Source organism: Exiguobacterium chiriqhucha RW-2 (assembly GCF_000416965.1).
Taxonomy (GTDB): domain Bacteria; phylum Bacillota; class Bacilli; order Exiguobacteriales; family Exiguobacteriaceae; genus Exiguobacterium; species Exiguobacterium chiriqhucha.
Genome location: NZ_ATCL01000020.1, coordinates 417386 through 431455, shown reverse-complemented (window position 1 = coordinate 431455; position 14070 = coordinate 417386). Strand labels below are relative to the sequence as shown.

The window sequence follows — 14070 nt, the reverse complement described above, 5'->3', positions numbered from 1 at the left end:
CTTGCCAATATTAAGTATAGGGATTCGAGAATTAGAACGCAATACTTTTTGTTCGGAATCAGGGAAATATTTTAAAGTGAAGGGATTATGTATACCTCTTAGTCTATATTACCTGTTGTGAAGCCGTTTGAAAAGAAAACGTAAAATGTAAACGGTATTAAAAAATGAAAGCGGTTCAACGATTTTAGTAGTATGTCTTAATGTCTCGAATAGGTCAGATGTGCTATATTAGTTCGTCCTAACATGACGTCGACCCCGATCGTCACGTTTGAACCGGATTATCTGAAATTATATAAAAAACGAACGATTAGGTTTTTTTACACCTAATCGTTCGTTTTAATGTTTACCCCTCTGGTTGGTTAATGAGCACTTTCCGCGGCTTTGAGCCTTCTGACGGCCCGACATATCCAGCCTGTTCGAGCGAATCGATCAATCGGGCGGCTCGATTATAACCGATGCGGAATCTTCGTTGAATCATCGAAGTGGAAGCCGTCTCTTGCGTCAAGATGAATTGAACGACTTCTTCGAACAATGAATCGTCCGAGTCGATCGTCGTGACTTCCTCTTCTTTCGGCATCATCGCCTCGACATACTGGGCCCGTTGTTGGGCGATGACGTGATTGACGACCGTCTCGACTTCTTGATCCGAGACGAACGCACCTTGGACACGAATCGGTTTGTTCATCCCGTTGGCGAGCATGAGCATGTCACCCCGTCCGAGCAGCTTTTCCGCACCGCCGCCGTCAAGAATCGTCCGGGAATCCGTTTGCGACGAGACCGCGAACGCGATCCGTGACGGGATGTTCGCTTTGATGACACCGGTGATGACATCGACCGATGGACGCTGCGTGGCAAGTACCATATGAATGCCGGCTGCCCGAGCCATCTGGGCGAGACGCATAATCGCGTCCTCGACGTCGTTCGAGGCGACCATCATCAAGTCGGCGAGCTCATCGACGATGACGACGATGAACGGCAGACGCTTCGCGTCCTCGTCATCCGACTTATCGACGAGTTCGTTATAGCCTTCGATGTTCCGGACTCCGTAGCGGCTGAACAGCTCATAGCGCCGCTCCATCTCGGCGACGACTTGTTTGAGCGCTTGGGCCGCTTTCTTCGGATCCGTCACGACCGGCGTCAATAAGTGTGGGACACCGTTATAGACGTTCAACTCGACCATTTTCGGGTCAATCATCATGAGCCGGACCTCATCAGGACGCGTCCGCATCAAGAGCGACACGATCATTCCGTTGATGCAGACCGATTTCCCCGAACCAGTCGAACCGGCGACGAGCAAATGCGGCATCTTGTTCAAGGCGATCGTCACCGTCTCACCGCTGATGCTGCGGCCCAATGCGACGAGGAGCGGCGACTGTTCCCGCTTGACCGGATCGGCTTCGAGCACTTCACGGAGACAGACCGGGGCCACTTCCTGGTTCGGCACTTCAATCCCGATGGCTGCTTTGCCCGGGATCGGTGCCTCGATGCGGATATCTTTCGCCGCGAGCGCGAGGGCAAGATCGTCACTGAGCGAGGTGATGCGGCTCACTTTGACCCCGATATCCGGTTGCAGTTCATATTTCGTCACGGTGGGCCCGAGATGAATCTTCAATACTTTCACGCCGACGCCGAACGATTTGAGCGTTTGGACGAGTTTTGTCGCATTCGCTTTCAAGCGGGCATTCTCGCCGGACAAATCGGTCACGACCGGTTCACTGAGAATGGTGAACGTCGGAAGCTCATACGTATCCGATACATCCTGTGACGCCGTCATCATCATATCCTCGGTCGGCAGGTCGGCCACTTCTTCCGACGGGGCCGCCTCCTCCGTTTTCGGACGCTTCTCGGCGACGACTTTCTCGCTGAACCCGACGATTGGGATATCATGCATCGTCACCGCATCCGCCTCAGGCTCCGCTTCGGCAGGTGTCGATTCCACGACCTTCGCCGGGGCCGGGACAGCCTTCTGACGCTTCACAGGGGCCGGTTTGACCCGTTCCCGGTCGTGCCACTCTTGTTTGATGGCCGTGCCCGTCTCAAGCAGCCGCGAACCCATCGTCCGCCAAATCGTTGGCGACAATAGGGAAATCCCGACAATCATGCAGAGGGCGCCTAAAAAGACGATCCCGAAGTCAGAGAGCAAGTATTGGTTGAGTCGATAGAGCGCCCCGTTGACCTCGCCTCGTTCGGCCCCCCATACCAAGTCCCCGAACATGAGAAACGACGTGAACAACAATAGAATCCCGGTCCGTTGCATCGGGCGAAACTCATTTAAGAAGACGAGCAACGTGAACGCGATTGCCAAATACGTCAATGCCCCCCAGCCCCCGAATAACGTCGTCGCGAGAAGTGACGTCTGATTGCCGACCCATCCGAAATCGAACAGGGAAAAGATGAAGGCCGTAATCGACAGGACGAAGGCGATCCAGCCATATGTACGCAGTGGGATGGGCTGTTTTTTCGCACGTCTCGTCGTCGGTCGCTTCCGCTTCACCGGAGTTTTTCTCGTTTTTTGTGCCACCTTAGATTCCTCCTAAAAAAACAAGGCAAAAGTCTGATGACTTTTGCCTTAATCTCAATTCTTTAAATCTCCATGATGATCGGCAAGATCATCGGACGACGTTTCGTCTGCTCGTACAAATAGACGCTGAGCCGTTCGCGGATATTTGATTTCAACTCGGTCCAATCACTTCCAGCTTGGAGACTCTTCTCAATCTGTTTCGTGACGATGCGGTTCGCTTCTGAAATCATCTCTTCCGATTCACGCATATAGACGAATCCACGCGAGATGAGTTCAGGTCCTGAAATCAATTTCTTCTGTTTCCGGTTCAACGTGACGACACAGAGAACGACACCGTCTTGTGACAAGAGACGACGGTCACGGAGCACGATATTCCCGACGTCCCCGACACCGATTCCGTCGATTAAGACGTTTCCAGCCGGCACTTTGCGGCTCATCCGGGCTTTGCGGCCCGTGAACTCGACGACATCCCCTTTTTCAACGATGAAGATGTTGTTCGACTTCACACCGACTTGCTCGGCGAGTTTCGAGTGGGCCATCTGCATCCGGTACTCCCCGTGAATCGGGAGGAAGTACTTCGGTTTGACGAGGTTCAACATGAGCTTGAGCTCTTCGGCCGAACCGTGTCCAGAGACGTGTACTTTGCGTTGGTTATAGATGACGTTGGCGCCTGAGCGGAAGAGCAAATCAATCGTCTTCGAGACCGACTTCTCGTTCCCCGGAATCGGCGTCGCCGCGATGACGACCGTATCGTTCAGGCGGATGTTCACTTGTTTATGGGCGTTGCGCGCCATGCGCGTCAAGGCCGCCATCGGCTCACCTTGCGAACCAGTCGTCAAGATGACGACTTTGTTGTCAGGCAAGCGATTCACTTGTGAAAGCTCGACGAGCGTCTTCGGCTTGAAGCGCAAGTAGTTCAGCTTCTGTGCCACTTCGACGATATTGACCATGCTGCGGCCGACGACGGCCACTTTACGGTCGTTCGCTTCGGCTGCCGCGAACACTTGTTGCAGACGGTGCACGTTCGAGGCGAATGACGCGACGATGACGCGGCCTTCGGCTTGATAGATGACGTCGTTCAACTCGGCGCCGACGAGCGATTCCGAACCGGTTTGACCCGGACGTTCCGCGTTCGTCGAATCCGACAAGAGGCAAAGGACGCCCCGTTGGCCAATGGCCGCCAACTTGTTGAAGTCTGACTGTTTCCCATCGACCGGTGTGTAGTCAAACTTGAAGTCGCCCGTGTGAACGATGGCGCCTTGTGACGTTTGGATACAGACCCCGACACAATCCGGGATCGAGTGGTTGACGCGGAAGAAAGTGATGAAATGATCAGCGATAGTCAATTTCGTTTTGGCGTCAATCAATCGGAGGTCGACTTCTTTCAATAAGCCAGCCTCTTTCAATTTGAGCTCGATTAAACCGAGCGTCAATTTCGTCCCATATACGGGAACGTGTTTCAAATCACGGAGTACGTAGCTGAGTCCACCGATATGGTCTTCGTGACCGTGTGTGATGAAAATCGCGCGTACCCGATCTTTATTTTCTTTCAAATACGTAATGTCCGGGATGACGATATCAATCCCGAGCATCTCATCGCCTGGGAACATAAGGCCGGCATCGATGACGAAGATGTCGTCGTCTAGTTCCACGACGTACATGTTCTTCCCGATTTCGCCTACGCCTCCAAGCGCAAAGACGCTAACGTTCTCTGTCTTCTTCTTTGACACTAACAAAAACCTCCTAGATGTTGCATATTCTGTTTCGTCCACTTATCGCTACTGAATATTGTATCGGAAAACTGCTGATATGCCAACATTTCCGTTCAATCGACGAGAGGTTTCATCACATCGGCAAGCGGCATCGTCGCTTTGTCATCCGGACGTTTCCCGGAAGCGAGCTGACGAATCGACAAACCGAAGTCCATTTGTAAGTGTGGGTAATCCGGAAAACTTCTCCAATCCCCGCCCCATTCGAAGCCGAGCGCCTTGCCGAGCTCCCCTAGTTCTTGCCAATCCGGTTCATCCGACCGATTGTGGTCCGACTCCAAATCATAGTCGGCGCGGTTGTTGTGAATGATGACGAAGTCGACGGCAAGGCCATAGTTATGGTAGCTCTCACCTGCTTTGGCGTTCGTCACGACTTGACCTGGTTTCGAACGACCTTGGGCGTACAGGGCGTTCTGTTCATCGGCTGAACGGTATCCTGACGTCAGGCGAACCTCGAGACCGAGGCACGAATAGGCTAGCCGTACGAACGATTCACTCCGCTCCCGGACGTGCGGATGCAGTTTGGCGAACGCCTTCTCGCTACGCTCGACGATGACCGCTTCCGAGCGCGAGTTGCGCTCACACATCCCCGCCTCGAACGTCGGTTCATCGACCCATGGCATCGGCCCCGGACGTGACAACGTATACGCTAAAAAGATTCCGACTAAAAAAGCCGTCATCGCGAACGTCAAGACGCCGGTCCATTTCATCGGCGCAACCGTTTACGGAGTCCTTTGACGAGCGGTAATCCTGTTTCAAGGGCGAAATAGAGCGGACGATTCAAGACGAGATCGAACTCGCCGACCTTCTCGATCATATCGCTACCCCAACCTGATTTGAACGCATACAGACCCGCATACTCATCATCGGCGTCGGTGCTGCCCGATACGCCACCGAAATCATAGCGTTCGGCCCCGCTCGCCTTGGCCGCTTGCATCATCGTCCATTGCATGAGGTGGTTCGGCATGAAGTCACGGAACTCGTTCGAAGACGCGCCGTACAAGTAATACGAGCGTCGTCCGGCTAACGTCAACAGACCGCCCGATAAGACGAGCCCGTTCGGGTACTTGTCGTGCAACTCATTCAGTTCCGGCAACGCAGCTTTAATCTTTTCAATCTGTTCGCCCGTCTGCTTTTGACGGTTCAACAGACTCGTCCGTTTCTTCTCCACCGTCTCCGTCTCGAGGGAACGTTCAATCTTGCCGAGGTCACGTTCGGCTTTTTCGAGCGTGGCCATCTGTTGGTCGAGCGCGAGCTTCGGTTCGAGTTTCGTCAAGAACAGACGCGCGTCCCCTGGCTGCAGGCAATCGTATAAGTTCTCGAAGTAATCAAGGCCGCGGATGGCAAAGCCGTCCCGCTCGCCTGTCACTTTCATCAACTCCGCGAACGTCTGGAGACCATCGCGACCGACTTCCGTGCAGACGATTCCTTTTCGTTCTGCCAAACGCACGTTATAGCGGAACTTATGATGGAACTTGCCAAAAATCTCTTTCTCGCTCGGACGCAAGTCCGTCTCCATCGTGAACCGAGGCTGGGCGTAATCGAACCCGCCGCCGTATCCTTTATGGTTAAAACCGAGGCTAGCCATTTCCGTCAACAGGCCTGGCACTTCGTCTCGGTCGATATTTGGATCGATTTTCACGGTAATCGCTTTATTCGCATTGGCGACCCGTTTCGCTTCTTCGGTCAACGCGGTCAACGAAGCCACATCGTCATAGTCGACGACGAAACCGCGCGGCGCGTAGCAAAGCGTGAACGGGAGTTTAGGTACGCGTTTGAACAAGAGTAACGCGACCCCGCTCGTCACACCATTGGTCGCGACGGCGATCCGCTCGGCGAACCAGCCGTTTTGTCGTTTGACGTTGGCCCAACTTGAGAGTTGAAGCAAATCCCCACGGTCATGTGTTTTGACGAACTCGTCGTGCTCTTTTTCTGTCAAGGTGATCGGTTGTACTGCCATAAATCATGATTCCTCCGTCTTCAAAATTGTCGCTCGGACGATCGCTTCTTCATCTAGCGGAATTTTCTCATTCCCAATGATTTGATATTTCTCATGTCCTTTGCCGGCCAGGACGACGATGTTATCGGACTCGGCCAATTTGGCCGCGTAGCGGACCGCCTCTTCGCGGTCCCCGATCTCAACGAAATTGTCGTGGGTCATCCCGGCAGCGATGCCGCTCGTGATTGAGTCGTAGGCTTCAAAGCGTGGATCGTCCGTCGTGATGACGACCGTTCCCGCATACTTCGAGGCCATCTCTCCCATCGTCGGTCGCTTCGTAACGTCACGATTTCCGCCTGTCCCGATTAAGAATACAATCTTCTCTTTCGGCACGCCGACGAGCGACTTCAAGCATTGCTCGATGCCGTCGGGCGTGTGGGCGTAATCCGCATAGACGTTATAGCCCGGCACATCGAGGCGTTGCATCCGCCCTTTGGCCGGATGGATCGCTTCGAGCGCCTGGACGATTTCGGGCAAGCGATAGCCTGCCGCGAGCAGGCAACCTGTCGCGAGCAAGATGTTATACACGTTGAAGCGGCCGATGAATTGAACCGTCAACGGATGGCGTTCGCCTTGATAGTTGAGGCAAAAGCTCGTCTCTGACAGCGTCTGAACGATATCTGATGCCGTCACGTCTGCCATCGCGTCAATCGCATAAGTAATTACTCGCGCCCCTGTCATCGTCTCATACAGCTTGCTGTACGGGTCGTCTGCGTTTAGTACGGCGACCTTGTGACGTGACGCCATCTGTCCGAGCTGTGCGAACAGTAGGCCTTTCGCTCGCGCATAGTTCTCGAACGTACCGTGGAAATCGAGATGGTCGTGCGTCAAGTTCGTGAATCCGACGATATCAAAGTCCGTCCCGATGACACGGCCGAGTTCGAGTCCGTGCGATGACACTTCCATCATCACATCGGTCACGCCTTCTGCGTGCATCCGGGCGAGCAACTGTTGTAGCTCCGAGCTTTGCGGTGTCGTATTTTTACTTGGGACGACCGTATCGTTGATGCGGACCTCGACCGTGCCGATCAATCCGGTGCTATGACCGAGCTCGGTGAGGACGTCGCGCAAAATCGTCGTTGTCGTCGTCTTGCCGTTCGTCCCCGTGATCCCGAACAGACGCATCTGTTCAGACGGATACTGATAGAACGCCGACGCTAAGAGGCCGACCGATCGTGTGCTGTCGCGCACGATTAAGTTCGGTACGCTTAACGAGAGCGGACGCTCGCTGACGACGGCTACGGCCCCTTTGCTGACCGCCAATTCGGCATAGTCATGGCCGTCGACCGTATAGCCTTTGATGGCGACGAACAGCGTCCCAGGGACGACTTCTCTCGAGTCGGTCGTCACATGGGTCACTGGGATGGCTTGTAAGTTTGGTTGATTAATCAATTGAATGTGTTTAGCTAAATCCGTTAAGTTCAAGTCTTTCCCTTCTTTCACCTGTTCCTGTCCAAAGTAAAGAATACCTCTTAATCAGTGTAGAGAACTTACAATTCGGTTTCAAGTCAGTCTTCGGACGGAAGGACATAAGATTTGGCAGGGGCGTGGCTGAGCACCTCTCTGATTAAGGCGTTGACACCATGCACATCGATGCGATCGATTTTATCGAGCACCTCGTTCAAGTCCTCGACATCGTCGAGCAGGACGAGGTTTCGACCGTTTCGGTTCATGCGGGCACTCGTACTCTCATTCCCGAGGACGAGCGAGCCTTTCAATTGGCGCTTGCCTTTCTCGACTTCCTCGTCGGACAATCCGTCCGCAATCAACGTCTCGAGTTCGCGCGTCATAATCGTCTCGACTTGGGCGAGCGTATCCGGAGATGTCCCGATATAGATGGTGAACGTCCCGTGGTCATCGAACGTCGTGTAGTACGAGTAAATCGAGTATGCCAGCCCCTCTTCTTCTCGAATCGACTGGAAAAGACGTGATGACATCGTGGCCCCGATGGCATTGTTCATCAAGGCCAAATGCGGCAGACGGTCATCTTTGGCGGCAATCGCCTCAAAGTTCCAACAGAGGTGTGCTTGCTCTGTCTCTTTCTGTTTTTTCATCACGTCACTGTATAAAATCGGAGTCGTCGATTCTTTCGGAGATTCCCCTGATGGGAGGTCGGCAAACCTTGTCTTGACCGCCTCAATCAATTCATCGGTCACATGCCCGGCAATTGAAACGACGACACGATTGCCCGTGTACGTCGAAGCGACGTAACGGAGCAGTTGGTCCCGCGATAGTCCGAGGACGCTCGCTTCCGTCCCGAGAATCGGTTCGGCAAGGATGTCGTCCTTATAGACGGCTTTCGCGAGCAGCTCGTGGACGAGGTCTTCCGGTGTGTCCTCATACATTTTAATCTCTTCTAAGACGACCCGCTTCTCTTTCTCGAGCTCCGTCTCATCAAATAACGAATCGAACAGCATGTCGGCGAGCGCATCGAACGCGATGACCGCGTGCTCGTCAAGCGTCTTCACGTAATAGCACGTATGATCTTTCGACGTGAACGCGTTGACGCTGCCTCCGAGCTCATCGAAGAACGACGCGATTTCTTTTGCCGTTCGCGTCTTCGTTCCTTTAAATAACATATGTTCAATCAAGTGGCTGATGCCAATCTCGGTCATGTCTTCGGTCCGAGTTCCGGCTTTGATAAAGACACCGGTCGACGTGCTGCGGACATCCGCCATCGGTTCAATCACGATGCGGACGCCGTTGTCTAATGTGATCCATTCCATGTTATCACTCCTATGAAAAAGGCCATCGCACCAGACGATGGCCATCATGATTAGTTTGTCGAGCGTGGCGGACGACGGTCTCCGTCACGACGCGGCGGACGGCTGTCACGTGGTGGACGGCTTTCGCGCTGCGCTTTACGTTTTGCTTCGTATGCTTCACGTTCTTCCGGTGATAATCCTTCAAGGATGAGCACTTTGTGTGAGGCATTGACTCGGCCTTTGTCGTCAATCTCTGTCACACGGACTTTGATTGTATCGCCGAGTTTAACGACGTCTTCCACGTTCGCGACACGCTCTAAGCTGAACTCAGAGACGTGGACGAGCGCGTCTTTCCCTTTGAACAATTCGACGAACGCGCCGAACTTCTCGATGCGGCGGACCGTTGCATCGAACTCTTCGCCGACGACGACTTCACGGACGATGTCGCCGATGAGGGCCATCGCCATATCGATGCCATCTTGATCGGTCGACGCGATGAAGACCGTTCCGTCTTGCTCGATATCGATTTTGACGCCCGTTTGGTCGATGATGCTGTTAATCATCTTCCCGCCCGGTCCAATCACATCGCGGATCTTATCCGGATTGATCGTCATCGTCACGATTTTCGGTGCATACTTCGACAACTGCGGACGCGGTGCGTCGAGCGTCTCAAGCATATGATTCAAGATGTGGAGACGGCCTGAACGTGCTTGTTCGAGTGCCTCTTCCAAAATCTCACGCGTGATTCCGGCGATTTTGATATCCATTTGGAGCGCCGTGATCCCGTCTTTCGTTCCAGCGACTTTGAAGTCCATGTCACCGAGGTGATCTTCGAGTCCTTGGATGTCCGTGAGAACCGTGTAATGTTCGCCTTCCATGATGAGACCCATCGCAATCCCGGCAACCGGTGCCTTGATTGGAACCCCTGCATCCATGAGAGCGAGTGTCGAACCACAGATTGACGCCTGTGAACTTGAACCGTTCGACTCGAGTACTTCCGAGACGAGACGAATCGTGTACGGGAAGTCGGCTTCTTTCGGGATGACCGGGAGCAACGCACGTTCTCCGAGAGCACCGTGACCAATTTCACGACGACCTGGCGCACGCACCGGACGAGCTTCTCCGACCGAGAACGGCGGGAAGTTGTAATGGTGCATGAAGCGCTTGTTCTCTTCGAGACCGATGCCGTCGATGATTTGAGCATCTCCGATGACGCCGAGTGTCGCCACCGACATGACTTGTGTTTGTCCACGTGTGAACAACCCAACGCCATGGGCGCGTGGCAATAAGCCCGTTTCCGACGCAAGTGGACGGATGACTTCCGGGCGACGACCGTCCGGACGAACTTTATCGACCGTGATGAGACGGCGAACTTCATCTTTGACAAATTTATTCAAGATGCCAGACACTTCTTTCAACTTGGCCGGCTCGTCGACAAGGCGCTCTTCGTAGATGGCGACGTACTTGGCAATCACTTCGTTGATTGCTGCATCACGCGCATGCTTCTCTTCGACTTGAACCGCAGCGTTGATTTCTGGACGAGCTGCTTCGAGCTCAGCCGTCAAGGCGTCATCAAATTTCGATACCGTGTATTCGAACTTCGGTTTTCCAACAGCTTCGACGATTTCCGTTTGGAAAGCGACCAATTTCTTGATTTCTTCATGACCGAACAAGATTGACTCGAGCATGACGTCTTCCGGTACTTCGTTGGCGCCTGCTTCAACCATGTTGATTGCAGTTGCCGTTCCGGCGACTTGGAGTTCGAGGTCTGTCTGTTCGAGCTGAGCCGTCGTCGGGTTGACGACGAACTCACCGTTGACGCGTCCGACTGTCGCACCGGCGATCGGGCCATCAAACGGGATGTCTGAAATCGAGAGTGCGATTGACGTTCCGAGCATACCGGCCATCTCAGCTGGGCAGTCCGGGTCGTTCGACATGACGTAAATCATCACTTGGATATCATGACGGAAGCCATCCGGGAAAAGCGGACGGATCGGACGGTCGATGAGGCGCGATGTCAAAATCGCGTTCTCCCCAGGACGACCTTCCCGACGGAGGAAACCTCCAGGAATTTTACCGACCGAGTATAATTTTTCTTCATAGTTGACCGTGAGCGGGAAGAAATCTAAATCCTTCGGCGCTTTCGATGCTGTGACCGTGGCGAGCACGACCGTGTCCCCATAACGGACGAGTGCCGAGCCGTTTGCTTGTTTCGCAAGTTGCCCGACTTCTACAGACAGCGGACGCCCGCCCCATTCTGTAGAAAATACTTGTTTCGTACCTAACATGAACATTCTCCTCTCAAACCTTATCTAGTTTATTATGTAACTCATTCATATGAATGTCTAATGATTTTCCTCCTAAAAAAGAAGAAACGGACTAGGAACAAGTGTCCCAGCCCGTCACATGGTCCGTTCGGATTAACGACGGAGACCAAGGCGTTGAATCAATTCACGGTAACGTGTAACGTCCTTGTTACGAAGGTACGTAAGCAAGTTACGGCGACGTCCAACCATTTTCAAAAGACCGCGACGTGAGTGGTGGTCTTTCTTGTGTGTACGAAGATGATCGTTTAAAGTGTTGATTTGTTCAGTCAATACTGCAACTTGAACTTCCGGTGAACCAGTGTCACCTTGTTTTGTCGCGTATTCCGCGATGATTTCGTTCTTACGTTCTTTTGAGAGTGCCATTGCCTCTCCACCTCCATTTAATAGAAAATTGCCGCGTTGCCGAGCCGACGTTGGTGAATCGATCAGCCAAGCGAAGCGGTGTACTTTGCGTACCAAAATAGGATACCGTACCACCCATCCAAAGTCAAGACAGGATTGCCCGAGCTGCCGTCTCATCTTGCTTGAGTTGGGCGATGAGCGAGTCGAGTCCGTCGAACGCCCGCTCGTCCCGTAAATAGTGCATCCATTCGATTTCGATCAATTGTCCGTATAAATCTTCCGAGAAGTCGAACAAGTGGCTCTCGATTGAGACGTCACCGGTCGCATAGAACGTCGGCCGCCGACCGACGTTCGTCATCGCGTCGAACGTCCGACCGTCCTGAAGCCGTACACGCGTCGCGTAGACGCCTAGACGCGGCATGACATACGATGCGTCCATGACGACGTTCGCCGTCGGGTAGCCGATCGTCCGGCCTCGGGCGTCACCGTGGATGACTTCCCCGCAGATAACGTACGGCGTACCGAGCAATTCGCTCGCCACATCGACATCACCGGCACCGAGCAACTGACGAATCCGCGTCGACGACACTTTTTCGCCGCCGCTCGTCTGTTCGGCGACGACCGAGGTCGTGAAGCGACCGCGCGCATGATACGGCAGCGTTTCCATCGTCCCCTCGCCGAATTTACCGTACGAGTAGTCAAAACCTGCCGTCACATGGACCGCACCGGCACCAATCAAATAGTCATCCACGAACTGTTGTGGCGACAGGCTCGCCAACTCTTTCGTGAACGTGATGACGATGCACCGTTCGACACCGAGTGCGGCAATCCGGTTCAATTTCCGCTGGAGCGGTGTGATGTAACGGACCGCATCCGGTTTGTTCGATAACACTTGTTTCGGGTGCGGGTCGAACGTGATGACGGTCACGGGCACGTCAAGCTGTTTTGCTTGCGCCTGCGCATGCCGAATCACGGCCTGATGTCCGGTGTGGACGCCGTCAAAAAATCCGAGCACCATGACCGAAGGGACCAGGTCTGGTGTCTCAGGATACGTCAGATGGATCGTTTCCATACTTCAATCTCCCCTTTAGTCGATAGTCAACATGACCTCGACAGTTGCGTCTGTTGTTCCGTCAAGCCGTCGATAGAGGGCAAGTGGAATTCCTTCTTCATTATAGACAGTAAACAGTTCAAATTCGAGCGAGACGTCGTTCAAACGACCTCCGTTTCGAATATACCGTTCTCGATTGGCTGGAATCGTCATGGCCGGCCAACGTTTGATGACCTCTTCGAGCGGGATGAGGTGGTTCATTCGTTCCTCGACCGTCTCGAGGTCGCCCAGTTGCTGCAACGTGACGGCGGCCGTTTCCTCAAACGAACCAGACCGGGTCCGCCGCAAGTCGCTCATATGGGCCGGATAGCCGAGCTGCTCCCCGATTTGAACGGCGAGCGTCCGGATGAACGTCCCTTTGCCACACTCGACGTCGACACGGAAACGGCAGACACCGTCTTCGACGACCGGCTCATTCGTCCGGACGAGGCGATGAATCTCGACAATGCGGCGCGGTCGGTCCACCGTCTGACCTTTTCGGGCGTATTCGTACAATTTCTTACCGTTCACTTTGACAGCAGAGAAGTAAGGCGGGATTTGCTCGATTTTTCCTGTCAGCTTCTCAAGGACACGATCGATGTCCGCAGCGGTGAACGCCTCGGGACCGACTTCACGCGTCTCGACGACCTCGCCATGGGCGTCCTCCGTCATCGTCGCTGTTCCGATTGTAATCTCGGCGGCGTACCGTTTGCCTTCATCGGTCAGAAAACGAGACAGCTTTGTCGCCCGTCCGAGGCAAATCGGTAGGACACCGGTCACTTCCGGGTCCAGCGTGCCGGTATGTCCGACTTTTTTCGTTTGGAACAATTTACGGAGCTTGAACACACAGTCGTGGCTCGTCATGCCGCTGTCTTTATCTAAAATCAATACGCCAGTTGGTTCCATCTGAATTCCTCCCATCAAAAAAGGGGAGACGCGAGTCCCCCCTTCAATTTATTGGTCGTTCCGATTTAAGTCACGAATCAATGAATCGATATGGCTACCATATGCGACCGATGAATCGTATTCGAACGACAATTCTGGCGTTTTCCGAAGACGGATGCGGCTCCCGATCTCGCGGCGAATAAATGCGCTCGCCTTATCAAGACCAGCTTGCGTTTCAGCCTTCACCGTGGCGTCGTCTCCGAGCACCGTGTAGTAGGCTGTCGCTTGCTGCAAGTCTCCCGTCACATCAACGCTCGTGATTGTAGCGTTCTTCGTACGTGGGTCGTTGACTTCACGGAGCAAGATATCTGTAATCTCTTTACGCATCTGCTCTGCGACGCGTTGGGCACGAATGTTCATACGTGTTCCCTC

At 53.7% G+C, this 14070-nt stretch carries 11 protein-coding genes; all 11 read right to left on the bottom strand.

Annotated elements, in window-relative coordinates; genetic code table 11:
- Positions 1 to 343 precede the first annotated feature (343 nt).
- Entirely contained in the window at positions 344 to 2521 is a 2178-nt protein-coding gene (locus M467_RS26280; RefSeq protein WP_021067170.1) for a DNA translocase FtsK, read from the bottom strand.
- A 62-nt stretch (positions 2522 to 2583) separates the two neighbouring features.
- Entirely contained in the window at positions 2584 to 4251 is a 1668-nt protein-coding gene (locus M467_RS26275) for a ribonuclease J (RefSeq protein WP_021067169.1), read from the bottom strand.
- Between the two features lie 95 nt (positions 4252 to 4346).
- On the bottom strand, positions 4347 to 5000 hold the full coding sequence (locus tag M467_RS26270; protein ID WP_021067168.1) for a M15 family metallopeptidase: 654 nt from the start codon (positions 4998 to 5000) through the stop codon (positions 4347 to 4349).
- Positions 4997 to 6250 (bottom strand): lipid II:glycine glycyltransferase FemX, encoded by a 1254-nt coding sequence (locus M467_RS26265; protein ID WP_021067167.1) that lies wholly within the window; start codon positions 6248 to 6250, stop codon positions 4997 to 4999. The genes M467_RS26270 and M467_RS26265 overlap by 4 nt, the downstream gene beginning before the upstream one ends.
- 3 nt (positions 6251 to 6253) lie before the next feature.
- Positions 6254 to 7714 (bottom strand): UDP-N-acetylmuramoyl-L-alanyl-D-glutamate--2,6-diaminopimelate ligase, encoded by a 1461-nt coding sequence (locus M467_RS26260; protein WP_031200186.1) that lies wholly within the window; start codon positions 7712 to 7714, stop codon positions 6254 to 6256.
- 83 nt (positions 7715 to 7797) lie between these two features.
- Positions 7798 to 9015: a M16 family metallopeptidase gene (locus M467_RS26255; protein ID WP_021067165.1), complete on the bottom strand. Its 1218-nt coding sequence runs from the start codon at positions 9013 to 9015 to the stop codon at positions 7798 to 7800.
- Positions 9016 to 9065: 50 nt separating this feature from the next.
- Positions 9066 to 11282: a polyribonucleotide nucleotidyltransferase gene (pnp, locus tag M467_RS26250; protein WP_021067164.1), complete on the bottom strand. Its 2217-nt coding sequence runs from the start codon at positions 11280 to 11282 to the stop codon at positions 9066 to 9068.
- A gap of 132 nt (positions 11283 to 11414) precedes the next feature.
- A complete protein-coding gene (rpsO, locus tag M467_RS26245) occupies positions 11415 to 11684 on the bottom strand; it encodes a 30S ribosomal protein S15 (protein ID WP_015881433.1) in 270 nt (89 codons plus the stop codon).
- 124 nt (positions 11685 to 11808) lie between these two features.
- Positions 11809 to 12735, bottom strand: coding sequence for a bifunctional riboflavin kinase/FAD synthetase (locus M467_RS26240; protein WP_021067163.1), 927 nt, complete (start codon positions 12733 to 12735; stop codon positions 11809 to 11811).
- A gap of 15 nt (positions 12736 to 12750) precedes the next feature.
- A complete protein-coding gene (gene truB, locus M467_RS26235; protein WP_021067162.1) occupies positions 12751 to 13659 on the bottom strand; it encodes a tRNA pseudouridine(55) synthase TruB in 909 nt (302 codons plus the stop codon).
- Between the two features lie 48 nt (positions 13660 to 13707).
- Positions 13708 to 14058: a 30S ribosome-binding factor RbfA gene (gene rbfA, locus M467_RS26230; protein WP_021067161.1), complete on the bottom strand. Its 351-nt coding sequence runs from the start codon at positions 14056 to 14058 to the stop codon at positions 13708 to 13710.
- Between the last annotated feature and the right edge of the window lie 12 nt (positions 14059 to 14070).

Bases quoted from the DNA above. Each gene is read 5' to 3' on its own strand.
- M467_RS26270 (WP_021067168.1), bottom strand. From the start codon at position 5,000: ATGAAATGGACCGGCGTCTTGACGTTCGCGATGACGGCTTTTTTAGTC.
- M467_RS26265 (WP_021067167.1), bottom strand. From the start codon at position 6,250: ATGGCAGTACAACCGATCACCTTGACAGAAAAAGAGCACGACGAGTTC.
- M467_RS26255 (WP_021067165.1), bottom strand. From the start codon at position 9,015: ATGGAATGGATCACATTAGACAACGGCGTCCGCATCGTGATTGAACCG.
- pnp (WP_021067164.1), bottom strand. From the start codon at position 11,282: ATGTTAGGTACGAAACAAGTATTTTCTACAGAATGGGGCGGGCGTCCG.
- rpsO (WP_015881433.1), bottom strand. From the start codon at position 11,684: ATGGCACTCTCAAAAGAACGTAAGAACGAAATCATCGCGGAATACGCG.
- M467_RS26240 (WP_021067163.1), bottom strand. From the start codon at position 12,735: ATGGAAACGATCCATCTGACGTATCCTGAGACACCAGACCTGGTCCCT.
- truB (WP_021067162.1), bottom strand. From the start codon at position 13,659: ATGGAACCAACTGGCGTATTGATTTTAGATAAAGACAGCGGCATGACG.
- rbfA (WP_021067161.1), bottom strand. From the start codon at position 14,058: ATGAACATTCGTGCCCAACGCGTCGCAGAGCAGATGCGTAAAGAGATT.